Source organism: Malaciobacter marinus (assembly GCF_003544855.1).
GTDB lineage: Bacteria > Campylobacterota > Campylobacteria > Campylobacterales > Arcobacteraceae > Malaciobacter > Malaciobacter marinus.
The window spans coordinates 701,354-726,031 of record NZ_CP032101.1 but is presented as its reverse complement, the minus strand read 5'-3'; the positions used below and the strand labels follow the sequence as shown (position 1 = coordinate 726,031).

Below are 24,678 nucleotides of genomic sequence, written 5' to 3'. Positions count from 1 at the left end.
TTTTTTTATTATATTAAAAGATTAAAGAATCTCTGCTTTATGAGAAAACTTAAACACTTTTTACAAAATTATCTTTTAACATCTTATTAACTTTATTAATATATAATCTTCGCCTATTTAAAAAATTCAGGATTATATAATATGATTAAATCAATAATTCCTCTAAGTTCCATTATAGCTTTAAGATTTTTAGGACTATTTTTAGTATTGCCAGTATTATCAGCTTATGCAATGAACTTAAAAGGGGCAACAACAGAGATTGTAGGTATCGTAGTTGGTGGTTATGCCTTAACACAAATGCTTTTTCAAGTGCCATTTGGAGTTATGAGTGATAAATTAGGAAGAAAAGGCACAATTGTAACAGGTCTTTTACTTTTCGCAGTTGGTTCATACTTCTGTGCTATTTCAGAAGATATTTATACTTTAATGTTTGGTAGGTTATTACAAGGTGCCGGTGCAATTGGTGCTGTTGTTACTGCTATGATTAGTGATATAGTAAAAGAAGAGCAAAGACCAAAAGCCATGGCAGTAATGGGTGGATTTATTGCTATAAGTTTTGCCATATCAATGCTTGCAGGGCCTACAATTAGTGCAGTAGCAGGTGTTGAAACACTATTTTATATTACTATGGTTTTAGCTTTAAGTTCAATAGTAATTTTATTTAAAGCAGTTCCAAACCCTCCACATATTACACATACATATAATGCAAAAGCAAATTTATCTGATACTTTAGCAAATCCAAATATTTTAAAAATGCATCTTACAAACTTTTTGCAAAAAGGTTTAATGACATTTGCATTTATGATAATTCCAATGGTTTTAATAAAAAACTTTCAATGGGATTTTGCAGAATTATGGAAAGTATATCTTCCAGCAATGATAGTAGGTATTTTATCTATGGCACCTGCTGCAATTCTTGCAGAAAAAAAAGGAAAGTATAAAGAAGTTCTTATGATAGGAATTGCATTTTTTGGAGTATCATATATGATAATTGGTACATCAACTAGTTCAATTGGTTTTATAATTGGAGTTGTAATTTTCTTCTCTGGCTTTAATATGCATGAACCTATAATGCAATCACTTGCATCAAAGTTTGCAAAAGTTCATCAAAGAGGCTTAGTTCTTGGAGTATTTAATTCATTTGGTTACTTAGGAACTTTTGTAGGTGGTCTTTTAGGAGGTATATTTTTTGAAGATGTATCTTTAAGTACTTTAGTTATTGTTATTGCTGTTATTTGTATTATTTGGATAATATTAATAGCTACAATGCCAAATCCATCAAAGAAAAAAATGTCTTATTTAAATTTAGATGAATTTAAAAGAGAAAATGCAAGTAATCTACACAATAAAAATATTGATGAGTGGTATATCAATGAAACTGAAAATATAATAGTTGTAAAATATGACAGTAATTTGATAGATGAAGACGGTGTTAAGAGTTTATTAAAATAATTTCTTCTATACTATAACTATCATAGTTATAATTTCAAATAGAGGTAAGAAAATGAAAAGGACAATTGTTGCAGTAGTAATAACCTTTTTATTTCTTGCCTCATTTTCTACAGCAACTATTCCTAAAAATTTCTCCCAAGAAAAATTCAATGAATTTACTAAAAAATATGGAAAGAAAGCTTCAAAAAGAGTCCTTTTATGGGATGACTTAATAGAATCAGCAAAAGATAAAAAGCTTTTATATAAACTTAAAATGGTAAATGACTTTTTTAATAAAATACCATATAAACTTGACTCTATTCATTGGGGTAAAAACGACTATTGGGCAAGTCCATTTGAATTTTTAGGAACAGGTGCAGGTGATTGTGAAGATTATGCTATTGCTAAGTATTTTACATTAAGACAACTTGGAATAGAAGATGAGAAGCTAAGAATTGTTTATGTAAAACTACTTAGAAAAAACTCTAAATATGAGCAAGCACATATGGTACTTACTTATTATCATAAACCAAATGCAACTCCGATTGTACTTGATAATATCAACAAAAGATTGAAATTAGCCACTAAAAGAGAAGATTTAAAACCTGTTTATAGTTTTAATGCAGGCGGATTATACAGAGCAAAAAATAAAGGAAAAACTTCTGAAAAAATTGGAAGTAATAATCTAAAATCTTGGAAAGATTTAATGAGTAGATTTTAAAGGAAAAAACATGTCATTATCAAAACAGTTATATATCATAATAGCATTTATCTTTTTGATTATTTTTACAGGTAATTTTATAATAAGTGTAAAAAATGCAAAAGAGTATCTTGAAACAGAAGCTAGTACAAAAGCACAAGATACAGCAACTGCACTTGGAATGAGTCTAAAAGGACTTATGAAAGATAAAAATGATGCAGAAATAAAATCAATAATAAATGCTATTGCAAATAGAGGTTTTTATAAAGAAATAAGACTTGAAGATACACTTTTTACTATTAAAAAAGCGCAACTTATAAAAAATGCAAACGATAAAAGTATTGATAATAGTTGGGAAGTAGAAAATATTAAAGTAGATAAAAACCTTGGAAATATAGAAACTAATAGCGATGATTTGGATTTAATGCAAGAGCTTGAAGCTTTAGAAAATAATCAAGAACTTAACCTTAAAGAAAATAAACCTACTCAATATAAGTTTATTCCAAATGGAGATTTAAAACAAAAAAACATAAAAATTTACTTTACAGCTTCAAAAAATGAAAAAAGCATTGATACTTTTTCAACAATTGTTATTGATAATACAATTGTAAAGGTAACAAGAGATGAAAAATTTGAATATGTTCCACAATGGTTCGTAAATGCAATCTCTATAAACTTAAAAGAGATGGAAAGTCAAATAAGTAATGGTTGGAAAACCACTGCAACTATTTATGTAAGTGCAAATGCAGGTGATGCTTATGCAAAATTATATGAGCAAGCAAAAAGTGGAGTTTTATATTCAATAATAGCATTTATAGTATCAATGGCATTACTTTTTGTATTTGTACAATATCTTTTAAAACCACTTAAAAATATAGAAAAACTTGCAAGAAGTATTGCAATAGGAAATTTTAAAACTATTGATAAACTTCCTTGGACTACTGAAATTAAAAATGTTGCAATTTCAATGAATGAAATGTCAACAAAAATAGAATCAGTAATAACAAAATTAAATAAAAATTTAGAAAATATAACTCAAAAATTATCAAAAGATGAACTTACAGGATTAAATCTAAAACAAACAGTTGAAACAGATATGAAAAAAATGTTTATATCTAAATCTAATGGTTATATTTTTACTATAAAAATTGATAGTTTAGGAGAGTTTGCAAAACAACATACAAATGAAGAAGTTAATAAATTTATCAAGAAGTTTGCTTCAATTTTAAAAGAGTGCAAAGCTTGTAAAAATATAAATATCAGTGCTTATAGATTTTATGGTTCTGAATTTGCATTAATTACAGATGGAATAAATTATGAACAAGCACAAGAGTTAACAGCTACAATAAAAAGAGAGTTTGAAAACCTTGCAAATGAGGTTGGCAAAGATGAAATTGCGCATATTGGGGCAACTCCTTTTAATCCTATTGGAACGACAGATCAAATGCTTCATGCAGCAAACGAAGCATATGAAAAAGCAAAACTAATAGGCCCAAATGAAGCTTTTATTAGAGATAGTGATGATTTAGTAAGAGATATGAAAGCATGGAGAACTTTAATATTTGATATTATAAAAAATCAAAGATTTGAAATAAGTTATATTGGTGATGCAAAAGTTTTAAATGGTGATGATGAGAATCAACTTGTAATGCAAGAAGCTTTTACAAAAGCTTATGATTTAGATAATAAAGATATTCCTATTGGTACTTTTGTATCTATTGCAGAGCAGTATGAAAAAATAGTTGACTTTGATAAAGCAGTTATTTCAAAAGTTATTAGTGATATAAAACTAGAAAATATTAAACACTCAATTTCAATTAACTTATCACTTGATTCAATTGATGATTTAAACTTTATCCTTTGGCTTAGACAAACACTACACAAGTATAAAGATATATCTCATCAACTTGTATTTTCTCTTACAGCTTATGCAGTTACTAAAGATATTGAGAAGTTCAAAGATTTTGTCACAATAGTACATGAACTAAATGCAAAAGTAATTATAAAAAGATTTGAATCAAAATTTATTGCATTAGATGATATTAAAAATCTTGATTTAGATTATATAAGACTTGCAAGAGAATATAGTAACAATGTAAAAAATGATCCTTCAAAACAAAGCTTTATAGAAGCAATGGTTGAATTAACTCATCTTTTAAATATAAAACTATTTGCAGAAAATATTAAAGATGACGAAGATTTACAAAAGGTAAAAGAATTAAAAGTATATGGAGCAAGTAGGTAAATATATGAAGCAAAAAGCTTCATATACTAGCCTTAAAAAACTTCAAGTTTTCACAAGAATCACATCTTGAGATATATTCTTCTTCATCCACATAACAAATAACACATGGATGTTCACTATTTTTACTTTTTTTTATGGTGCAATTAGGATTATTATTTGCAATAAATGAAACATTTAATGCAGAATCACACGCAAGAGTATCAATAGTCTTTCTTGAAGTATTTCTACTTCTAGCTACACATCTTCTAACTGTTGGATATGAACTTTGACTAAGCCTATGTAAAAGCTCTACATCACTACTTTTCTTTGCAAGTTGAATTAACTGTAATTCACTTAAACTATTAATTGCAATCTCATTTACACCCATAATCACTCCTTTATTCCTACTAACATTATAAAATATTTAAAAATAAATTCAAAGCCTAAAATTTGTATATTTTAAGTATTTTTTTAGTTTAAAATATAAAATAACAGTTATTTTTCTGATAAAGCATTGATAAAAAGTAAAAGAAATATTATTTTTAGCTTAATACTTAATTTATTGCTAAATTAGTTATTTATAGGATTTTTAATATGATGTAACAAGTAGTAACTATTTTAGACTTTCTTTATTTATAAAGATGACATAATTAAGCCATTTTGATTAAACATTAATTCTTTATTAATAAATATGAATTATAATACAGCTTTTAATAAAGGTAATTAATGTTTGAAAAATTTTTAAGATTTTTTGTAGAAAATGCAAGAATGAACTACACATTGTTTTTTCTAATTTTTGCAATTGGAATCTACTCTTATACTAAAACACCAAAAGAAATATTCCCAAATTTTGATTTAGATATGATATCTATAAATGGTTCTTATAGTGGAGCTAGTGTTGATATACTTGATAAAATGGCCGTAACTGAGATTGAAGATAATCTAAAAAATATCACAGGAATTAAAGAGATAACAACAGTAATTAGTCCTAGTAGATTTACAATTGTTTTAGAGTTAATCAAGGGTCAAAATAGATATAACATTGCAGATAAAGTAAAAGATACTATTACTTTAACAAAATCAAACCTACCCTCAGATATGGATGAACCAAGTGTTAATGTAATTGAAAGATATAAAAAACTTATTGATGTAACATTAACTTCTAAAAAATATTCCACTGATGAATTAAAACCTTTTGCAACACAATTAAAAAGTAAAATTTTAGGAGTTGATGGAGTCGGAGATGTATCTATTTATGGGGATTCTGACAAATATTTTGAAGTACTTTTAGATGATAGAAAAATCGAAGCATTAAACTTAAACAAAAGCGATGTATTTAGTGTCATTTCAAATTTATCTTATATTTTTCCAATAGGTAAAATAGAAGGAAGTAAAAAGCATTTTTATCTTTCAACATACAATGGAGCTAAAAATGCAATAGATTTTGAAAATAGCTTAATAAAAATATCAAATAAAACTTTATTTCTAAAAGATATTGCAACAGTAAAAAAAAGATATGAAGACTCTTCAACTCTTTTTTCTTTTAATGGAGAAAATGCTCTATCTTTGGCAGTTGAACAATCTGAAACATCAGATGCGCTTAAAGTTTCTCGTGATATGAAAAAACTATTAAAAAAGATAAATAAAGAAAATAGTGATATTCATATTACTATTGCAGATGATAATAGTGAAAGAATTCAAGATAGACTTAATATTGTTATTTCAAATATTTTACTTGGAATTATATTAATTACAATACTTGTTGCTTTATTAATTAACTTTAGAATGTCTGCAATTATTGCTATTGGTATTCCAACATCATTTGTTATAGCTACTGTTTATATGTATACTTTTGGCTACACAATAAATATGATTTCATTAGTTGGTGTACTTATTGCAATTGGTATTGTAGTTGATGATGCAATTGTCGTAAGTGAAAATATACAACAACATATTGAAGAGGGTTATGAACCAAAAGAAGCAGCTATACTTGGTGCAAAAGAGATGGTAAAACCTGTAACTATTGCTTCAATGACAACTCTTTTTTCATTTTTACCTATTTTAATGATTAGTGGAACTATGGGTGAAGTAATGAAACTAATTCCTATTGCATTAAGTGCATTACTTGTTGCTTCATTAATTGAATCTTTTATCTTTCTTCCAATACATGCATCTCATACATTAAAAAGTGGTTCAAAAGTTACTTCATGGGAAAAAGCAAATAAAATATATAGTGAAATAATTCACTTTTTCATGAGATGGAAAAAAACTTTTTTACTTCTTTTTATAATACTAGTGCCAATTATTACACTTATGGCTATTAAAAGTTCAAAATTTCAAATGTTTCCAAATTTTGATGCAACTGATATAAAAATATCAATTAAAGCAAATGAAAATACAAAGCTTGAAGATGCATATAAAATAGTTCAAAGTATTGAAGCAGATTTGATAAAAGAAGAAAAAAGATTCTTTATTAGAAGTATTGACTCAGTCGCTGGTTTTAGAAGAGATACAGGAAGTAATACAGAAAGATTTCCTTATGTAATGTATATGACAGTTGAATTAAAAAAATTAAAGCAAATGAACTTTTTAGATAAATATGTAACTCCTTATTTGAGTTTTTATTATGATAAAGAAGGAAGAGAAAGAACTGAAAAGTCAAAAGTTATTGCAAAAAAATTAAATAAATTTTTGGAAGAAAAAAAATACAAAGAAAAATTTAATTTAAGTGAATTAGTTATTTTAGAAAAAAAAGTAGGTCCAGTTAAATCAGATATAAAAATTGGTTTAATTTCAGATGACAATCAAAAAATAATTAAAAATGTAGAACTTTTAACTAAAAAAATCGAATCAATAAATGGTGTAGTTTCTACTTCAAATTCACTAAAGTTTGGTATTGATGAGATTAAAATAAAAGTAAATGACTATGGACAAAAGTTAGGATTAACGGAGAGTTTTATTGGTTCATATTTGTCAAATTTATATTTAGAAAAGAAAAAGTCTGTTTCTTTTGATGAAAAAGAGATGCTTGATATTAAAATAAGAAGTATAAATAAAGACAATTATGAAAACTTTAAAAATGTCGAAATACCATTGCCAAATGGGCAGTTTGTAAGACTTTATGAAATAGCAAGATTTGATATTATTAGATCATTTGAGCAATTAGTAAAAGATAATACACAAAAGAATTTTTATGTTTATGCAAATGTAAACTCTGATATTGTTACAGCTTCTGAAGTTACTAATAAAATAGAAGACACATTAAACAAGATAGAAGAAAATGGAGTAAGACTAATATTTAAAGGTGAAGCAGAAAAAAGAAAAGATTTAAAAAATGATATGCTTTATGCTACTTCACTTGCACTATTATTAATAATGCTTGCTATGCTTTATTTATTTAACTCTTTTAGAGATACTTTTATACTAATGAGTATTATTCCTTTTTCAATCTTAGGTGTATTAATTGGGCACAAACTAATGGGATTAAATCTTTCTATGCCATCAATTATTGGAGCACTTGGATTAGCAGGAGTTGTAATAAATGATGGAATTATTATGATGACATACTTGAAAAAAGCAAAAAATATAGAACAAATCTTTTATAGAGCATCAAAAAGATTTAGACCAATTATTCTTACAACAATAACAACACTAATTGGTATGAGTTCACTTATTTTCTTTCCAACAGGTCAAGCTGTTATATTCCAACCAATAGCCATTGCACTTGGGTTTGGTTTAGCATGGGGAACAATACTAAATCTTGTATATCTTCCCGTTCTTTATACTATTTCACATAAACTAAAGTAGAGTTTTCTCTACTTTAAAATACTAAATTTATATCCCATTCCATATATATTTTTAATAATTTTAGTTGAAGTTTTTTTTCTAAATCTTTTTAAAATCATCATGATTTTATTTTCACTATACTCTTCATTTTCACCATAAATAGATTTAAATAAGTCCATTAGTGTAAAATAATGTACATCTTCATTACAAAACTTTCCTAAAATAGTATATTCATTTTTTGTTAAATCAACTTCTTTATTCTCTTTTTTCAATATTTTATTATAATTATCCCAAGTAAAGCCATCTTCTAAATGGACTATATTCTCTTGATTTATACCTTTTTTATTTTCAATGGCTTTTAAAATTGAATCTTTAAAAAGACTTCTTGGAAGAGGTTTAACTAAATATTTAAAAATATTTAATTCAATTGCATCAAATAAATATGCTTTATCACTATGTGCAGAAAGCACGATAATTGTAACATCCTTATCTTCTTTTCTTATCTCTTTTACAACATCCATGCCATTTATAAAAGGCATACTTATGTCAAGCATAATTATATCTGGCTTATGTTTATAATACATCTCTAAGCCCTCTTTACCATCTGCTGCTTCGATTATTTCATCAAACAACTCTTCTAAATAAATACTATAACTTTTTCTCAAAAGTTCATCATCTTCTACAAATAAAAGTTTCATTTTTTCATCCTATAATACTAAATTTTGCGCCATTGCCATGATTTTTACAAATTAATTTTTTATTCATATTATCTTCAATTATTCTTTTTGCAATAAAAAGTCCAATTCCTGAATTTATTTTTTCATCTTTTGTTGAAATATTTGCATCAAAAATTTTCTCAATTGGTTTTACTTTTATTCCTCCTGCATTATCTATAACAGAAAAAATTGCTTTATGTCTTTCTTCTATAATCTCCAAAGTAATCGTTGGATTTTTAATTTTTTCTTTTATTATTGCATCCATTGAATTGTTCAATAATATAATTATAACTTGAATATACTCTTTTTTGTACCCTACTGTTTTAATTTTAGTATTTTTACAGTTTATCAAATGATTTACTGAATTTTTATTAAATTTTATATCTAATAATTTAATTGCTTTTTTTGCACAATCAATCAAATAAAACTCTTCTTTATTTTTTTGTGGACTAAAATAGTCTAAAAATTGAGTAACAGTATCATTCATATATTTTGTTTGTAGTTCAATCTCATTTAATTGATTGGACAAATACTCTTTTGTTAGATTTTTTTTATTATATGTTGTTTCTAAATTTAAAGATATCATATTTATTCTATGTAATGGTTGCTTCCATTCATGTACAATTGAGTTTAAAACTTCACCAAATGAGGCTAATCTTGTTTGTCTAAGTATATAAAGTTCTTGTTCTTTATTTTTTATTTTCAACTTTAAATTTTTTTCATTACTTAGTTTTAATCTATATGCAATTAAAAGTGACATCATAACAATTTCCAATAAAATATTAACTTTCAGGATTTTTGTCATTAAATTTGTATCAATAAAACCTAAAACAATATTTACTATAAATGTTAAGGTAACTACCATAAATATTGTCCAAATAAAAGCATATATTTTAGAAATTTTCTCTTCTGTTATAATTAGATATCTAATTGCAATAGAAATTATCAATAATGTAATTAATATTGTACATAAAAGCAAATATTTTTGAATCAAATAAAGAAAAGATGCATCAAGTAATGCAATAAAAAATCCAATTATTGAAACTAAAGGAAGAATACAAATTGAAGTAAGCATTAAAATTCTATATAAAACAAATGCATTTCTTCTACTTTGAAATAAATTGGAAGAAAACTTCGCAATTGATATAAAAGTTATTATAAAAAAGACACAAGATAAAAATTCATTTAATATAGGAGTTGAAGAAAATAAAAGATAAGTCAAATAACCATCATAAAAAAATAAAAAGCCAAATACTCCTATAATATAGCCTAAATAATATTTATAAATTTTTACTTTCGAAACTAAAAATATAAAAAAATTATAAAAAAACATTAAAAATAAAGCAGCATAAAATGAACTATTAAATATATTTTCAAAATCCCTTTGTTTATAAAATTCTTCTTTTGAAACTATATGCATAGGAATTAAAAGAGAAAAAGAAGAATCTATTTTAATATAAAGTGTACTTTCACCTTTTGGTATCTCATATGCGTATTTATTGTAGTCTGAAAATTCACATATATAGTTATATTTAATACCATTTTGATATCTTTTGATTAATTTACTATCTTTAAAAAAATAGAGATTAAGCTCATCAATTAAAAAGTTATCTATTCTAAAAAGCTGTGGATTAGAAGATTTATTATTGATTTCTAATTTTAACCAGTAAATATTTTGTGAAAATTTAAAATTTGAATTATCATGAATATTAAATTTTCTAAAGTTTTCATGTATTATAGTTTCAATAGGAAAATCATTTTTATTGTATGTTAAATATTTATCTAAACTTCTAATTTCATTATTACTATTTTCAATAACTAAAGTTTCAGAATACAAAAAATTAAAAAAAAGCAATAATAAAAAAAGATATTTTTTTAGATTTTTCATTTTTACTCTTAAATTATAAATACTAATGATGTTAATGTATCAAGAGTAATATCTGAGGGTTCAGCACCAATATCTTCTAAACTATTTTCTACTTTATGTATCATAAGAGAAAGTAACACTTCAAAAGAAAAATTAGAGTGTGATAATAAATTCTCTTTTTTTTCAATAATAGATTTTAATTTTTTTAATTTATTTAAATCATCAAATTTCTTTTGCATATATTCAACTTGCCAATTATTTTGCCAAGTTAAAAATAAATAGTTACCATTTATATCTTTTGAAGTTCTTATTTTCCATTTTAAAATATACAGATTCTTATAAAGTTTTTCTAATTTTTCTTTATTATAATTTAATGCTGTAAATTTATGTTGTCCTGCAATGGAGTAAGCATCATAAATCATATAATAAACTCCAAGTACCAAATAATCATTTCTATTTAAAATACCTTTTTCATCAAAAGCCAAATCAAGATATTGTTTAAAGTTTTTCAATTTTTTTCCATCAAAATCTCTTAAAGTTACAAAGGTTTTATTATTATTTATTTGTCTATAAATAGCTTTTTCTAAAGTTTTATTGTAATACCTTGGATTTCTTTTATCAAGTTTTACTTTATAATCATGCAAAAAATTCATTATTTTATTGTAATCTTTAGAAATTTGATTTGCTTTGTGTGTTTGAAATACTTTCTTTATATTATTATTTGATACGCAGCCACTAAAAAGTATAATTAAAACATATATAAATATAAGATTTTTGTACACTTTTTAGCTTCCTTTTGTAAGAATTATAAATTTACCTTATTTTAACATATTGATACATAAAATACATCTTTCCTTGTATAAAAATTAATGATTTTAATCTAATTTATTTAAGCATTCTTTTGAAAAAGGAATTATTTCATTTATTCTATTTTCTTTTATTTTATTTACCCAATTAGCATCAGCTAATAAAGCTCTTCCAACTGCAACTATATCAAACTCATTATCTTTTAGCTTTTTTTCTACTAATTTAATAGTTTCTAAGTCTTCATCAAGTCCTATATTTCCCACTGTTATTACAGGTTTATTTGTTATTTTTTTTGTCAAAGTTGCAAGAGTAAGTGGTGATTCTTTAAAAGCTGGTATCCAAAATCTTCTTTCACTTACATGAAATATATCAACTCCTGCTTCAACTAGTGATAAAAGAAGCTCTTTTAGTTCTTTTTCATTTTTAGCTATTTTTGCATCATAATCTATAGTTTTCCATTGTGAAAAACGAAATACTACTGGAAAATCTTTTCCTACTGCTTTTTTTATTGACTTTACTAATTCATTTGCAAAACGCAATCTATTAGAAAATGAACCTCCATATTTATCTGTTCTTTGATTTGTCTTTTCCCAAAAAAATTGATCTATCAAATATCCATGGGCAGCAAGAAGTTCTATTCCGTCAAAATTTAACTCCTTTGCATCAAGAGCAGCTTTTGTAAATGCTTTTATTACTTCATTTATATCATTTTGGCTCATAGCTCTTACAGTTTGTTTGCCCTTAATGTATTCATCCATTGGACCAATACTTACCATATTTTCATTAGGAGTTACTCCTAGTTTTCTAGTATTTCCTGCATGCCAAAGTTGTGGTATTATCTTTGCACCTGAGGCGTGAACTTTATCTACTAGTTTTTTCCACATAATTAAAGCATCACCATAAAATGCAGGAGCATTAAAATTACCATTTGCAACTTCATGGTTTACAAATGTTCCCTCACTTATAATTAATGCCGTACCACCTTTTGCTCTTTTAGCATAATAATATATCATATCTTCTGTTGGTATATTATTTTTAGCTTGAGTTCTTGTCATTGGTGCCATTGCAATACGATTTTTTAAAGTTAGATTTCCTAAAGTAATAGGAGAGAATAAAATTGAATTTTCCTTCATAATTATTTCCTTTTATTTTTTTGAAACTTTAACTTTTATATGTTATATTGTCAAGAACTACCTCAAAAGGTATATACATACCAAAAGGATACTAATGCAGATAAAATACAAAGAAAAAGATTATACATGTTCATTTGAGTTTGTCCTTGATATCGTATCTGGGAAGTGGAAAGGGCTTGTTCTTTGGCATCTTAGTAAGAAAACTATGAGATATAACGAAATTCATAAAATTTTAGGAAAGATTACACAAAAAATGTTAACTCAAACCCTTAGAGATTTGGAAAAACATAAACTTATCTCAAGAAAAGTCTATCCAGTTATACCACCTAAAGTAGAATATACAATAACAAAAAATGGACAAAAGCTTATACCAATTTTTCATCAATTGTCAAAATGGGGAGATGAAATGGCTGAAGAATATGCAGAAATAAAAAAGTAAACAATAAATAGAAAATCATCAAGGGCCCTTAAAGCTCATGATGATTTTCTCAAAGAGAGTGCAAACACAAGGCTTGCTTTTGTTTATACAAATAATTCAATTAACTCAAAGATTTAAGTTCAGCTTCTACTTTTACAAGTTTCTCTTTTGCTGAAGATAATCCAGCTTTATTCTCTTCTATAACATTAGCAGGAGCATTTGCTACAAATCTTTCATTTGATAACATTCCTGATAATTTTCCTATTTCTTTTTCTAACTTCTCTTTTTGACGAGTTAGTTTATTAATAATAGGTGTCATATCAATCTCACCTGTTGGTAAATAAACTTCTAAATTATCACTTACATCTGTTATAGAGTTTTCTACTTTTGCATCAACAAACTCTATATTTTCAACTTTTGCAAGTTTTTCTATAAATGGCTTTGCCATAGTTGTATCAATTTGTTTATCAAGTTTAATATATGCTTTTGCAATCTTACTATTACCCATATCTATGATAACTTTTGCTCTTCTAACTGATACAATAGCTTCTTGAATAATGGCAAAATCTGCTTCAACTTTTACATCTTTTTTTATCTCTTTTGGAAAGTTTGTAATCATTAATGATTCACCCTCTTCTAGAGATGTTCCACTTAATTTATGATATAAAAAGTCAGAAATAAATGGCATAAATGGACTTACTATTTTTAATGTCTCTTTAAAAATTGCTCCAAGTTCAATAACTGATTCTTTACTAGCTTTTGCATACTCAATACCCCAATCACAAAACTCATTCCATACAAATTTATATAAAGTACTTGCAGATTCATTGAATTTGTATGTATCTAAAGTAGTTCTTACTTCATCAACTGCATCACTTAATCTACTTTGCATATAAATACCAAGTGGTGTTTTAATTTGTATATCTTTTAAATCAGGGAAAGTATCCACATTTAGTTGTAAAAAGTTTGATGCATTATAAAGTTTGTTTGTAAAGTTTCTAAATTGCTCTAGATTTTTAGCACCTAGTTTTATATCTCTTCCTTGAACACAAAGATATGCTAAAGTAAATCTTATAATATCAGCACTATGTTCATTTACCATATCAAGTGGGTCAATTACATTACCTTTACTTTTAGACATTTTTGCCCCATGTTCATCTCTTACTAATGCGTGCATATAAATATCTTCAAATGGTAACTCTTTTTTAAAATGTTCTCCCATCATCATCATTCTTGCTACCCAAAAAAACATGATATCAAAACCAGTAATTAATAAACTATTTGGATAAAAGTCTGCTTCATCAGTTGAGTTATATAAATCTTTTAGTTTTTCATTATTTCCCCAACCTAAAGGTGACATTGCCCAAAGTGCAGATGAGAACCAAGTATCAAGAACATCTGGATCTTGAGTATATTTTTTACTTTTACATTTTGGACACTCTTCTGGTTCATCAGCTTTATCAGCCCATTGGTGATTACAATCATCACATGTAAATACAGGAATTCTATGTCCCCACCAAAGTTGTCTTGAAATACACCATGGTCTTAATTCATCCATCCAAGCTGTATATGAATTTATCCAATGAGATGGATGAAATAGTGTTCCATTGTGCTCACCACTTTTTGATCGCTCTTTTGTAATCTCTTTTGTTTTTCTAATAGATTCTTGAGCCATATCTGAGCTTAAAAACCATTGTTGAGAAATAAATGGCTCAACAATATTTTTACATCTATAACAATGTCCTACTTGGTGAACATGTTCCTCAATTTTTACTATATAACCCTCAGCTTGTAGTTTTTCTACAATTGGCTTTCTAGCTTCTAGTCTTTCAAGTCCTGCAAACTCTCCACAGTATTCATTTAAAATACCTTTTTCATCAAATACTTTAATAAATTCTAAGTCATGTCTAATACCAACTTCGTAGTCATTTTGATCGTGAGCTGGAGTAACTTTTACAATACCTGTTCCAAACTCCATATCAACATAAGAGTCAGTAATAATTTTGATTTTTCTATTTGTTAAAGGAAGAAGTACTTCTTTTCCTACAATATCTGTATATCTTTTATCATCTGGATGTACCATAATAGCAGTATCACCAAAGTATGTTTCAGGTCTAGTAGTAGCAACTGTGATATGACCACTATCATCAGCAAAATGATAATTCATATGATAGAAGTTTCCACTTACTTCTTCATGCTCAACTTCAATATCAGAAAGTGCACCATCGTGTGTACACCAATTTACCATGTAATTATTTTGAGTAATATGCCCTTCATTATATAAAGATACAAAAGCCTCTTTTACAGCTTCTTGTAAACCTTCATCCATAGTAAATCGTTCACGTTTCCAAGCAGGAGTAACTCCTAGTTTTCTCATTTGATGAACAATATTTCCACCACTTGTCTCTTTTTGCTTCCAAGCTCTTTTTAAAAACTCTTCTCTTCCTACCTCTTCTTTAGTTTTACCCTCAGCTAAAATTTGTTTTTCAACAACATTTTGTGTAGCAATTCCAGCATGATCAGTTCCTGGTTGCCATAAAGTTTTAAAGCCATCCATTCTTTTATATCTAGTAACAATATCTTGTAAAGTAAATGTAAGTGCATGTCCAATATGTAAGCTTCCAGTAACATTTGGAGGTGGCATCATAATCGCAAAATTTTTATCTTTTTCTTGAATAGATTTGTTTCCATCTATTTCAAAATATCCTCTATCTTCCCATATTTTATAAAATTTATCTTCTATTTTTGACGGTTCGTATTTTTCACTCATTAAAATTCCTATCAATTAAATATGCGCGATTATATCTATATTTTACTTAGTATGGATTTATAAATATTTTATTTAATCTCATATTTTAAATATAATTGCTATGTCATTTGTGATAGAAATATCAAGTTTTGAGGATTCGTTTTTCATTATTTTTATTGCTTCTTCTTTACTATAGGCTTTTCTATAAGCTTTTTCTTGTAATAAAGCATCATATACATTTGCATTAATTAAAACCCTATCTTTAAAACTTAAACTTTTGTTTTCAAAACCAAAAATATATCCACTTGCATCCAATCTTTCTTGAACTTTCATAGCCCAAGATACAATGTCATTAAATCCCATGATATTAGACAAAACTTTTTTTGTATAATATGGATATGTTCTAATTTGTTCTTTTTCATATATATCTAAAGGTTCAATCTTTTGAAGTATGTCATTAGGAACTACTAGTTTTCCAATCTTGCAAAAACCTGCAGCTATTTGTAGTGTTATTTTATCTTTGTATTCTAAGGCATAAAAATCACTAATTTTTCCTACATATTCAATCAATTTACTTTGCGGTTCAGCAAGTTTTAGAAAATTCTTTGCAATTTTTAACAATTTTTCAAACTCTAATGCTTGTGAAAAATCTTCAAGTAGTGTATAAATAAACAATAAAATATCTGATTCACTTTGTAAGTCTAACCAAAAGTTAATTGACTCATTAAGCTTAAAAAAACTATCTACAATCTGTTTTGAAAAAAGTATATTTTCATTTAACTTTACATAGTTTAATATTTTCTCTTTTTTTGCTGGATTAAAATTTGATAAGTCAAACTCTTCATCCAAGCTTGTTGCAAAAAAAATGATTTGAGAAAACAGAGGTATTTGTTCATTTTTTAAGCCAAAAGTTCCACTTCCATCAAAATGTTCTTTTTGATAAAGCAATATATCTTTTTGTTCTTGTATAAAAGGAAAATCTTTTACATACTCATTTGATAATTCGCATAAAGATTTATTATCACTACTTTGGTTTAAAGCTAAGCTTGAGCATAAAGAGTAAGAACACAAATCACTAAGTTGCTTATTATCTAGTTTTAATATAACTCCTAAACTTAAAGCTATATAACTAACTCTTTTCAAATGCCCTAACTGTGTAGCTTTTTTTTCATTATTTACATAATCTAAAACTATAGATGTTGACAATAAAAAGTTATTTAAATTAAATAAAATTTCTCTTTTTTTATCCATTTTACTACTCAACTAATTCAACTATTGCATTTACTGAAGCTTCTGTCATATCTAAATCCAAATGTTGTGAACCAGTTGCTTCTACAAGTTTTACATCTAAACCCTCTTTTTTAGCAAACTCATAAAAATCTTTTGTCTGTTTTGGAGTTGATATTTTATCTTCACTTCCATAAACTAAAGCAATTTTTGTTCGTCTATCAATATTATCAATAACATCCATAGCAGAGATTTTATCTTCAGATTTATTTTTTTTATCAAGTTTATAACTTCCACCAGCACAAAGTAGATTATTGATTAAAAAAGGTTTTTCTCCAACTAGATTTATTCCCATTGTACAACCTGCACTATGTCCTATATAAGTTACTATATTTGCATTGTATTTTGTTTTTAGTTGTGAAACCAATGAAGACAATAACTCAACATACTCTTTAGTAAAAGCAAGATTATCACCACTTGAAAGTGATTTTATATTATTTGTTGAAGAGTTAGAGTATCCAGGAAGTGCAATAGCAACCGTATTTATATCTGTTTCAAAAGATAAATTTTCAGCAAAAGGAGCATATCTTCCTAATGTGTTGGTATTTTCATCCCATTTACCATGAACAACTATATTTAACTTACCTTTTGTTTCTCCATTATACTTTTTAAAGTTTATACACTCACCACCAGCAAAAATGTAACTTTCTCCTTTTTTCTCACACGCTTCTTTTGTAACAGTAGAAGCATTTAATAATCCACTTGCTACAAATATAGTAAAAATAAGTTTTTTTATAAACATTTGTTCTCCTTTTAATAAGCTGTAATTCCTATATATCCATCAACTTGTCTTTCAATTACCTCAACAATACCTGCTTGAGTAAAATCAACTCCATTTATAAAATCTTTTTCTTTCCAATTCATAGTTTCCATTGTATTTTTACAAACTATAAACTCAATATCATATTGCATTAAAGACTTAATTCTTGTAAGAGTTGCTTTATCAAAATCTTTTTTTAAAGATTTTACACCTTTTCCATATGCAACAACTACAATTTTTAAACTCTCACTTGGATACTCTTTTAGTATATTATACATAGAACTCAAGGTATGATTTATTGTTTCTAAATCACCTACATGCAAAGAGTACACAACTTTTCTTGGTTCATCAAAACTAGGTTTAGGATTTGAAAAATCCCTTGCAAAACAAACTATACTTATTAATAAAACTAAAACCAACATTCTCATAATTTATCCTTTGATTTTTACTTGCATTTGCTCTGTTATTTCACCATCACTTATTATTTTGCAATACAAGCCTCTATTATTTTTTAAAAGCTTTGGCAACTTATTATCAAACTTACTTAAATGCTTACAAACAGTACAACTTTCAGTTATTTGTATTGCACAATTATTTATATAAAATATATCTCCTACTTTAAACTCATGTGGATCAAAATCTAAAAGAATATTTTCACCCAAACTTCCATAAACTAAATCAATATTATTCTCTTTAGCTATCTCATAAGCTTTTATTCCTACAATCATTACAGATTTATTAAGATCTTTTCCTGCAAACTTATCAAAAGCTATTCCATATCCTGTAATAAGATTTAATCTTTTTACTTGTGGTCTTGGTGAACTTTGTAAATCTTTTTTAGCACTAAATGTGCCTAATACTTTTCCTAAACTTATCATTTTATATTCTCTTTTAAAATATCTAAAAAATCTTTTTTACTCCAACTTCCAACATATGTTTTTAATAAGTTTGCATTACTATTTAAAACAAAGAAACTAGGAGTCACTCTTTTATAATACTTTCTAAGATTAAAAGGCAAAGCTTTGTTATCTACATCAACTTCAAGTAGAATATAGTTACTATTTAAACTTTTTTGAACCTTTGTATCACTAAAAACTTCTCTGTCCATTTTTTTACAATAATAACAGCTTTTTGAAGTTGCATAAACTAAAATAAGTTTATTATTTTGTTGCGCTTTTAATACAATCTCATCTTCATCAAAATTACTATTTACCTTAATTGTCTTTTTACTTTTATTATGTTTGCTATATTGCATAAAAAAGATTGCTAAGTTTACATACTCATCATCACTTAACTCTCCTTTCATACTAGGCTTTACATCATAATATTTCAAAATATGTTCATCACAAATACTATTAAACTTATCTGGCTTTATTAAATATGATTTTAAATACTCTTCAATTTCTATTTCTCTCATTTCACTATCATTTGGATCTCCAATCTTTTTGGGACTATCCATAATCGCATATGCTAGCATATTTGCAGTTGGAGCTTTCAAATTTAAAAGTTTATTATCTTTTTCAAAGAAATTCTCTTTTATTTTTTTTATTTCAATAAACTGTTGATGACATGAAGAACACTTATTTTCAAAAACCTTTTTACCCTCTTCATAAGAAGCAAATAAAAATAGGTTTACAAATAAAATAAAAAAAACTACTTTTCTCATTTTTACCCCTTTTCAAATTTATAAAATCTTTTATAAAACCTTATAAATTTGAAAAAGTATAAAGAAATTTCTTTATACTTTTTGCTTTAAACAATTCCTGGATTACCTTTTACACCGACAATATCAGGTGTATCAACATTTAGTTTTCCAATATGTTTTATATTTTTCAAATAAACTTCAACAGTTTTCCAAATTGGTTCACCCTCAGATTTTGATCCAACAGTTGACCAACCTGCAACCTTGTATGATTTATTTGCTTCTATTTTTTCACCTGTACTTGTAAGCGTAATAGATGAAATTCTATTACCAATTTTAGCAGTTGGATTGATTTTATAAGAAATTCCACCTGTTCTTACCATATCCCCACCTTGTTGATAAAATGGATCTTCATTAAATAGATTATCAGCTACATCTTCAAGTATTAACTTTATATCACTACCTTTCATATCTCTTGCATATGTTTCAGGATATGTCATAGCTGTTTGTGTCATCAAATCATCAAAAGTTATAACTTGTCCAGGTAACACAGATGTTCCCCATCTAAATCCAGGAGATAAAGAGATTTGTGCTTGCTTAACTTCAAGTAAAGAATCACAGATTATTTGATCCCATGAACCATTAAAATTACCCCTTCTAAATAAAGTTATATCAGTTGTTGCAATTTGTCTATTTAAATCTTCTAAATATGGCTTTCTTACACTTTTAATATACTCTTTCATCTTTTTATCTTCTTTTATTAAATCAGAAAATATTGGAAGAAGAGTAAATTTGAAGTCTTTAATTTTCCCATTTTGAATATCTAAATCTAATACATTTAAAAACTTACCATTTGAACCTGCATTACAAACATATGTAACACCATTTGCATTTTTAATAGGAACTGCTTCTGGAACACCATCATGAGTATGTCCACCCATAATAAAATCAATTCCAGTAACCACATTTGCTAACTTTTTATCAGTATCAAAGCCATTATGAGAAAGAACAATTACAGCATCTGGTTTTTCATTCTCTTTTATTTCATTTACAAGCTCTTGCATTCCCCCATCATTGATTGAAAAACTCCAATCAGGGATAAATCTTTGAGGATTTGCAATAGTTGTATAAGGAAAGGCTTGTCCAATAATAGCAACTCTTGCATTACCCATTTTTTTAATAGTATATGGTTTAAAAGCATGTCCAGAATCTTCATCATAAGCTTGCATTGCTATTTCTGTTTCTTCAAATAATGCAGCCTCTTTAACCTTTACATTTTGAGCTAAGAACTCAGCATCTAAATCTTTTACATTATCAAGTACTTCTTGTGCTTTATAAGTAAATTCCCAATGCCCAACAGCAATATCAACACCAAGTAAATTCATAGCTCCTACCATGTCTTTACCCCTTGTCCACAATGCAGTTGCACTTCCTTGCCAAGTATCCCCACCATCAAGTAAAAGAGTTTTTTCTTCCCCAAAACTATTTTTCAAAAAATCCACAACAGTTTTAATTTGTGCATAACCACCTGTTCTTCCAATTGCTTTTGCATACTTTTCAAAGTTTACACAAGAATAAGCATACTCAAGCCTTTTATTTCCTTTAATTCCATAATAATCTAAAAGCTTTTCTCCTACAATATGAGGAGGTTTACCATAGTTATCATAAAATCCCAAGTTTACACTTGGCTCTCTAAAATATACAGGCAAAAGTTGTGCATGAGAATCAGTCATATGCATAAGCCTTGCATTTCCAAATGGCTTTAATTTATAATAATCTTCTAAATTACCTGTATTTGTCATTCTTGTATGAGAGTTGGCAAAAATTGGAGATGCTCCAAGCATTGCCATCATATAAATAAACTCTCTTCTGCTAAACTTACTCATTAAACTATCCTTTTATTTTGCTGCATCACCTGTAACAGTAAATCCTAAAGATGTCCATGCTTGCATTCCACCTCTGTAGTATTTTATTTTTTCAGCTGGGAAACCAATTTTAATTAATGAATACTTTGCATACTTAACCATAGTTGGAGTTTGTCCACACCAATAACCATTACAATAAAGAACAACAGTTTTTACTTTTGAAAAATCCAATGTTCCATCACTTTTTACTATAACACCCATATAATCTTCCATCATATCAATTGCATCATCTTTATAATTAAAATTTGTATATGGAACATTTACAGCACCAGGAATTCTTAATCTTACATACCATCCAGGAGTTCTTGTATCAATAATCGCAATACTAGAATCAGTTTGTGCTTTTTTCATATAATCTATTAACTCAATTTCTCCAATTGTTTCAACACCTTTTGCTAAAATCATTGGTTGAGGAACACCAAAACTTGTATATGAATAAAGATCAATTATCTTATTTTTTTTATCTTGGACCCTACTTAATGTAAATGTTTCATTATTCAATGTAATCTCAACAGATTTAACACCTGGTACAATTGGTACATAGTTATCACTTTCTGCTTGACTATATGAAAAACAAAATAGTGTAAGCATTGATGTTGTTAAAATCTTTTTTAATAAACTCATATTTTTCCCTTTCAAATTAATATTCATATCCATCACCAGGAACAGCTAATCTCCAAGTTGTTTTTGCTTCATTTGCTTGTGTCAATGCAGATATCGCAAATTTACAAGCTCTAATTGCTCCAAACTCAACAGGAAGTTTTGTTTTAGAAGCTTTACCTTTAAAATCTTTTGGATTAACCTCTTTTGCACCTGTTTTAATGGCTTCCTCAACTGAAATTATTAAATCTGTATTATTAACTCCCAGTCTTCTAAACTCCAATTCATTCTTCTTTGCAATTTCATTATACTTTTTTGCTGTTTGTATAACTTTTTCTATACCATTATTTTCAACACTACAAACCTTTTCTACATCAATATCTTTTACTGATGATAGACTAGGAGAAGATGAAGATGAAGATGCACAAGCACCAAAAACTATAGTAATTATTGATACAAGTGAAATATTTAGTAACTTATTCATGATTTTCTCCTTTTACTTTCTAACATCTGGACCATCTATTGGCATATCATTTGACATATATGCCATAAAATATAGTAATTCATGCATTTGTTTACTATCATTTTTAGGTGGTACTTGTCCTTGGTCTTTTACACATCCTGACATTCTTCTTTCAAGTGTCCCTAAACCGCCCCATTTTAATCTATAAACAGGAAAATGCGTAATTTGTCCCAATAAAGGAGAAAGCTTTTCATTTCTAACTCTTTGTCCAGCACCTTGAATATGGCAAGTTGCACATGAAAGTTTCAAGTAACCTCTTTGAGTATAATAATACTCTTTACCTCTTTCATAAGCTTCTTGTGCTTCTTTTGTTGGGATTTTTATATTCATCTTCTTTTGTGCTTCTGCAGTTGAATATGCTAAAAATGCTTGAAAAGTTGCCATTTTCCCTTTTTTTGCATTCCATTTTTTTTCATTATTTGATTCTAAACACTCATTTATTGCAGTTGTTAAAGAAATAACTTCTTTTCTGTTTGTATCAAAATATGGATAATCGCCTCCAATAGTTGGATCAGGAAAACAAGTTTTTAAAGAATTCCCATTTGCAAACTCTTTAGTATAAAGTTCTTCTCCATCTTCTATTTTATCTTCATAAGGTGGAAACTCTTTAATTGCTTCATATTGTTCTTTTGCATCTTTGGCATAAGAATAACTTCCTATACCAAAATCCATATGTTTTAATCCTTTCTCATACCCATCTTTTAACTCTTCTTCTGGTGAATATGGAAAAAATGTATTTTTGTTCTTATAAGGATCTTGAAATTTTGCTTCAAAATACTTAACTAACTCTTTTTTGTCTTTTTGTGCTTGTACATCAAATTGTGTTGCATTTAAAGAAAAAAATGCAAATGATGTTAAAACACTAGCTTTTAGTAGTCTAGTTAACATGCCCTCTCCTTGTTATAAAAAAACTTTTTTAAGTATTTATCTAATTTTCTTTGTACTTACGTCTTTGTTACCTTTTAAATCAACCCACGTAATAGTAATTTCATCACCTTTTTTTGCACCTGTGAATTTGAACTTCATATAAGGGTCTTTTGATAAAAACTGTGAAGTTGACACTTCATAAACTACTTTTCCATTAGCTTCTGCCATAAAATGTGTAATAAAATTAACTTCTTTTTTAGCTCTTTTCGCTTCTACATAACTTAACATTGGGTGTTTTGAAAGAGTTTTTACAGTTACAACACCTTTTTTTTCTTTTGCTTTAATTCTTGTTTTTGCCATTTTACATCCCTTTTCATATTGATATTATTTGTTAATTAAAAGTTGAATAAAATCAACCACCACATCCACCAATTGTTACTTTTACTAGTTTTGAAACTTTATATAGTTTTCCATTTTCTTGTGCAACTACAGTAACTGTTCCTGTTTCAGCCATCTTAATTCTAATACCATAATCAATAATTGCATTATCAGGTATATCAAATACAGCAACAGCACTTTCTGGATTTGCATCTTGAAAAACTGCTATTTTTGAAGCTTTTAAATCTGTTTCAAAAGATACAGGAATAACAGCACCATTTTCTGCAATATCAGGAGCTTTAAGTTTTATTTTTCCCTTTGTTGCAGTTGTAGTACCAAATAGCTCTTTTATTGCATCATCAACTTTTGTTGCTTTCCAAAGATTTGGTTTTGTTTCTCTAAAGTTTACTGCACTTAAATTAACTGGCGCAGTAGCAACACCAAATGCCAATACACTAAGTCCTAAAAATTTTCTTCTTTCTAACATCATTTTTCCTTTATTAATTTATTGTTTTTAAATATGCAACTAATGCTTGTATTTGTTCATGGCTTAACCAACCATTTTTACCAAATGCAGGCATTGCAGAAATAGGATTTGTTGTATAAGGATTATAGATTTTCTGATACAACGCATCTTCTGGCCATGCTGATAAATATTGAAGCTTTGGTCCCATTGTTCCTGGACCATTAACCTCTTTTTCATTTACAGCATGACATGCTAAGCAATTACCAAGATCTTTTGTATTAAAAATCTTTTCTCCCTCTTTTATTAGCTCACTATTAGAAGCAAAACCGTTTACAGAAAAAACTGTAAATGCAACTAATGCAAGAAATAAACTTTTACTTAATTTCATAATACCTCTCC

General features: G+C 27.1%; 23 protein-coding genes. 5 read left to right on the top strand and 18 right to left on the bottom strand.

Annotation, left to right across the window (positions count from 1 at the left end; translation table 11 throughout):
- Nucleotides 1-141: 141 nt before the first annotated feature.
- Genes AMRN_RS03580 through AMRN_RS03570 form a run of 3 tightly spaced genes read left to right on the top strand, consistent with a single transcriptional unit; the run spans nucleotide 142 to nucleotide 4,376 of the window.
- Nucleotides 142-1,452 (top strand): MFS transporter, encoded by a 1,311-nt coding sequence (locus AMRN_RS03580; RefSeq protein ID WP_099311116.1) that lies wholly within the window; start codon nucleotides 142-144, stop codon nucleotides 1,450-1,452.
- 52 nt (nucleotides 1,453-1,504) lie between these two features.
- Complete coding sequence (locus AMRN_RS03575) at nucleotides 1,505-2,152, top strand: transglutaminase-like cysteine peptidase (protein WP_099345516.1); 648 nt, start codon at nucleotides 1,505-1,507, stop codon at nucleotides 2,150-2,152.
- A gap of 10 nt (nucleotides 2,153-2,162) precedes the next feature.
- Entirely contained in the window at nucleotides 2,163-4,376 is a 2,214-nt protein-coding gene (locus tag AMRN_RS03570) for a bifunctional diguanylate cyclase/phosphodiesterase (protein WP_118897358.1), read from the top strand.
- A 19-nt stretch (nucleotides 4,377-4,395) separates the two neighbouring features.
- Here the strand turns inward: AMRN_RS03570 and AMRN_RS03565 are convergent, their stop codons facing one another.
- Nucleotides 4,396-4,743: a hypothetical protein gene (locus AMRN_RS03565; protein ID WP_099311114.1), complete on the bottom strand. Its 348-nt coding sequence runs from the start codon at nucleotides 4,741-4,743 to the stop codon at nucleotides 4,396-4,398.
- Between the two features lie 338 nt (nucleotides 4,744-5,081).
- Here AMRN_RS03565 and AMRN_RS03560 point away from each other — a divergent pair, with 338 nt between their 5' ends.
- Nucleotides 5,082-8,162: an efflux RND transporter permease subunit gene (locus AMRN_RS03560; protein WP_099311113.1), complete on the top strand. Its 3,081-nt coding sequence runs from the start codon at nucleotides 5,082-5,084 to the stop codon at nucleotides 8,160-8,162.
- Nucleotides 8,163-8,170: 8 nt separating this feature from the next.
- Here AMRN_RS03560 and AMRN_RS03555 read toward each other — a convergent pair whose 3' ends face one another.
- From AMRN_RS03555 to AMRN_RS03540, 4 genes are all read right to left on the bottom strand, one after another.
- On the bottom strand, nucleotides 8,171-8,839 hold the full coding sequence (locus AMRN_RS03555; RefSeq protein WP_099311112.1) for a response regulator transcription factor: 669 nt from the start codon (nucleotides 8,837-8,839) through the stop codon (nucleotides 8,171-8,173).
- Nucleotides 8,840-8,843: 4 nt separating this feature from the next.
- A complete protein-coding gene (locus tag AMRN_RS03550) occupies nucleotides 8,844-10,745 on the bottom strand; it encodes a sensor histidine kinase (RefSeq protein WP_118897357.1) in 1,902 nt (633 codons plus the stop codon).
- Nucleotides 10,746-10,753: 8 nt separating this feature from the next.
- A complete protein-coding gene (locus AMRN_RS03545; protein ID WP_099310927.1) occupies nucleotides 10,754-11,506 on the bottom strand; it encodes a hypothetical protein in 753 nt (250 codons plus the stop codon).
- Between the two features lie 93 nt (nucleotides 11,507-11,599).
- Nucleotides 11,600-12,664 (bottom strand): oxidoreductase, encoded by a 1,065-nt coding sequence (locus AMRN_RS03540; protein ID WP_099310928.1) that lies wholly within the window; start codon nucleotides 12,662-12,664, stop codon nucleotides 11,600-11,602.
- A gap of 94 nt (nucleotides 12,665-12,758) precedes the next feature.
- On the opposite strand from AMRN_RS03540, the gene AMRN_RS03535 reads away from it, so the two are divergent.
- Complete coding sequence (locus AMRN_RS03535) at nucleotides 12,759-13,103, top strand: winged helix-turn-helix transcriptional regulator (protein ID WP_099310929.1); 345 nt, start codon at nucleotides 12,759-12,761, stop codon at nucleotides 13,101-13,103.
- A gap of 100 nt (nucleotides 13,104-13,203) precedes the next feature.
- Here AMRN_RS03535 and AMRN_RS03530 read toward each other — a convergent pair whose 3' ends face one another.
- From AMRN_RS03530 to soxX, 13 genes are all read right to left on the bottom strand, one after another.
- Nucleotides 13,204-15,852 carry a valine--tRNA ligase gene (locus AMRN_RS03530; protein ID WP_099310930.1) on the bottom strand — a complete coding sequence of 883 codons (2,649 nt, stop codon included), beginning with the start codon at nucleotides 15,850-15,852 and terminating at the stop codon, nucleotides 13,204-13,206.
- Between the two features lie 78 nt (nucleotides 15,853-15,930).
- Nucleotides 15,931-17,082 (bottom strand): HD-GYP domain-containing protein, encoded by a 1,152-nt coding sequence (locus AMRN_RS03525; protein WP_099310931.1) that lies wholly within the window; start codon nucleotides 17,080-17,082, stop codon nucleotides 15,931-15,933.
- A 4-nt stretch (nucleotides 17,083-17,086) separates the two neighbouring features.
- Nucleotides 17,087-17,860, bottom strand: a complete 774-nt coding sequence (locus AMRN_RS03520; protein ID WP_099310932.1) for an alpha/beta hydrolase — start codon at nucleotides 17,858-17,860, stop codon at nucleotides 17,087-17,089.
- Between the two features lie 11 nt (nucleotides 17,861-17,871).
- Nucleotides 17,872-18,306 (bottom strand): DsrE family protein, encoded by a 435-nt coding sequence (locus tag AMRN_RS03515; RefSeq protein ID WP_228150813.1) that lies wholly within the window; start codon nucleotides 18,304-18,306, stop codon nucleotides 17,872-17,874.
- 3 nt (nucleotides 18,307-18,309) lie between these two features.
- Nucleotides 18,310-18,756, bottom strand: coding sequence for an MOSC domain-containing protein (locus AMRN_RS03510; RefSeq protein WP_099310934.1), 447 nt, complete (start codon nucleotides 18,754-18,756; stop codon nucleotides 18,310-18,312).
- Nucleotides 18,753-19,544: a thioredoxin fold domain-containing protein gene (locus tag AMRN_RS03505; protein WP_099310935.1), complete on the bottom strand. Its 792-nt coding sequence runs from the start codon at nucleotides 19,542-19,544 to the stop codon at nucleotides 18,753-18,755. Before AMRN_RS03505 ends, AMRN_RS03510 begins: the two co-directional genes overlap by 4 nt.
- A gap of 86 nt (nucleotides 19,545-19,630) precedes the next feature.
- Nucleotides 19,631-21,406 carry a thiosulfohydrolase SoxB gene (soxB, locus tag AMRN_RS03500; protein WP_099310936.1) on the bottom strand — a complete coding sequence of 592 codons (1,776 nt, stop codon included), beginning with the start codon at nucleotides 21,404-21,406 and terminating at the stop codon, nucleotides 19,631-19,633.
- A gap of 12 nt (nucleotides 21,407-21,418) precedes the next feature.
- Nucleotides 21,419-22,069, bottom strand: a complete 651-nt coding sequence (locus AMRN_RS03495; RefSeq protein ID WP_099310937.1) for a rhodanese-like domain-containing protein — start codon at nucleotides 22,067-22,069, stop codon at nucleotides 21,419-21,421.
- Nucleotides 22,070-22,085: 16 nt separating this feature from the next.
- Nucleotides 22,086-22,529, bottom strand: a complete 444-nt coding sequence (locus AMRN_RS03490; protein WP_099310938.1) for a hypothetical protein — start codon at nucleotides 22,527-22,529, stop codon at nucleotides 22,086-22,088.
- Nucleotides 22,530-22,541: 12 nt separating this feature from the next.
- On the bottom strand, nucleotides 22,542-23,456 hold the full coding sequence (soxA, locus tag AMRN_RS03485; protein WP_099310939.1) for a sulfur oxidation c-type cytochrome SoxA: 915 nt from the start codon (nucleotides 23,454-23,456) through the stop codon (nucleotides 22,542-22,544).
- 36 nt (nucleotides 23,457-23,492) lie between these two features.
- Complete coding sequence (soxZ, locus tag AMRN_RS03480) at nucleotides 23,493-23,795, bottom strand: thiosulfate oxidation carrier complex protein SoxZ (RefSeq protein ID WP_099310940.1); 303 nt, start codon at nucleotides 23,793-23,795, stop codon at nucleotides 23,493-23,495.
- A gap of 52 nt (nucleotides 23,796-23,847) precedes the next feature.
- Complete coding sequence (gene soxY, locus AMRN_RS03475) at nucleotides 23,848-24,300, bottom strand: thiosulfate oxidation carrier protein SoxY (RefSeq protein WP_099310941.1); 453 nt, start codon at nucleotides 24,298-24,300, stop codon at nucleotides 23,848-23,850.
- Nucleotides 24,301-24,313: 13 nt separating this feature from the next.
- On the bottom strand, nucleotides 24,314-24,667 hold the full coding sequence (soxX, locus tag AMRN_RS03470; RefSeq protein WP_099310942.1) for a sulfur oxidation c-type cytochrome SoxX: 354 nt from the start codon (nucleotides 24,665-24,667) through the stop codon (nucleotides 24,314-24,316).
- Nucleotides 24,668-24,678: the final 11 nt, after the last annotated feature.

What these genes read in the sequence shown, in the direction of transcription:
- AMRN_RS03580 (WP_099311116.1), top strand. Translation starts at nt 142, where the DNA reads ATGATTAAATCAATAATTCCTCTAAGTTCCATTATAGCTTTAAGATTT.
- AMRN_RS03575 (WP_099345516.1), top strand. Translation starts at nt 1,505, where the DNA reads ATGAAAAGGACAATTGTTGCAGTAGTAATAACCTTTTTATTTCTTGCC.
- AMRN_RS03570 (WP_118897358.1), top strand. Translation starts at nt 2,163, where the DNA reads ATGTCATTATCAAAACAGTTATATATCATAATAGCATTTATCTTTTTG.
- AMRN_RS03565 (WP_099311114.1), bottom strand. Translation starts at nt 4,743, where the DNA reads ATGGGTGTAAATGAGATTGCAATTAATAGTTTAAGTGAATTACAGTTA.
- AMRN_RS03560 (WP_099311113.1), top strand. Translation starts at nt 5,082, where the DNA reads ATGTTTGAAAAATTTTTAAGATTTTTTGTAGAAAATGCAAGAATGAAC.
- AMRN_RS03555 (WP_099311112.1), bottom strand. Translation starts at nt 8,839, where the DNA reads ATGAAACTTTTATTTGTAGAAGATGATGAACTTTTGAGAAAAAGTTAT.
- AMRN_RS03550 (WP_118897357.1), bottom strand. Translation starts at nt 10,745, where the DNA reads ATGAAAAATCTAAAAAAATATCTTTTTTTATTATTGCTTTTTTTTAAT.
- AMRN_RS03540 (WP_099310928.1), bottom strand. Translation starts at nt 12,664, where the DNA reads ATGAAGGAAAATTCAATTTTATTCTCTCCTATTACTTTAGGAAATCTA.
- AMRN_RS03535 (WP_099310929.1), top strand. Translation starts at nt 12,759, where the DNA reads ATGCAGATAAAATACAAAGAAAAAGATTATACATGTTCATTTGAGTTT.
- AMRN_RS03530 (WP_099310930.1), bottom strand. Translation starts at nt 15,852, where the DNA reads ATGAGTGAAAAATACGAACCGTCAAAAATAGAAGATAAATTTTATAAA.
- AMRN_RS03525 (WP_099310931.1), bottom strand. Translation starts at nt 17,082, where the DNA reads ATGGATAAAAAAAGAGAAATTTTATTTAATTTAAATAACTTTTTATTG.
- AMRN_RS03520 (WP_099310932.1), bottom strand. Translation starts at nt 17,860, where the DNA reads ATGTTTATAAAAAAACTTATTTTTACTATATTTGTAGCAAGTGGATTA.
- AMRN_RS03515 (WP_228150813.1), bottom strand. Translation starts at nt 18,306, where the DNA reads ATGAGAATGTTGGTTTTAGTTTTATTAATAAGTATAGTTTGTTTTGCA.
- AMRN_RS03510 (WP_099310934.1), bottom strand. Translation starts at nt 18,756, where the DNA reads ATGATAAGTTTAGGAAAAGTATTAGGCACATTTAGTGCTAAAAAAGAT.
- AMRN_RS03505 (WP_099310935.1), bottom strand. Translation starts at nt 19,544, where the DNA reads ATGAGAAAAGTAGTTTTTTTTATTTTATTTGTAAACCTATTTTTATTT.
- soxB (WP_099310936.1), bottom strand. Translation starts at nt 21,406, where the DNA reads ATGAGTAAGTTTAGCAGAAGAGAGTTTATTTATATGATGGCAATGCTT.
- AMRN_RS03495 (WP_099310937.1), bottom strand. Translation starts at nt 22,069, where the DNA reads ATGAGTTTATTAAAAAAGATTTTAACAACATCAATGCTTACACTATTT.
- AMRN_RS03490 (WP_099310938.1), bottom strand. Translation starts at nt 22,529, where the DNA reads ATGAATAAGTTACTAAATATTTCACTTGTATCAATAATTACTATAGTT.
- soxA (WP_099310939.1), bottom strand. Translation starts at nt 23,456, where the DNA reads ATGTTAACTAGACTACTAAAAGCTAGTGTTTTAACATCATTTGCATTT.
- soxZ (WP_099310940.1), bottom strand. Translation starts at nt 23,795, where the DNA reads ATGGCAAAAACAAGAATTAAAGCAAAAGAAAAAAAAGGTGTTGTAACT.
- soxY (WP_099310941.1), bottom strand. Translation starts at nt 24,300, where the DNA reads ATGTTAGAAAGAAGAAAATTTTTAGGACTTAGTGTATTGGCATTTGGT.
- soxX (WP_099310942.1), bottom strand. Translation starts at nt 24,667, where the DNA reads ATGAAATTAAGTAAAAGTTTATTTCTTGCATTAGTTGCATTTACAGTT.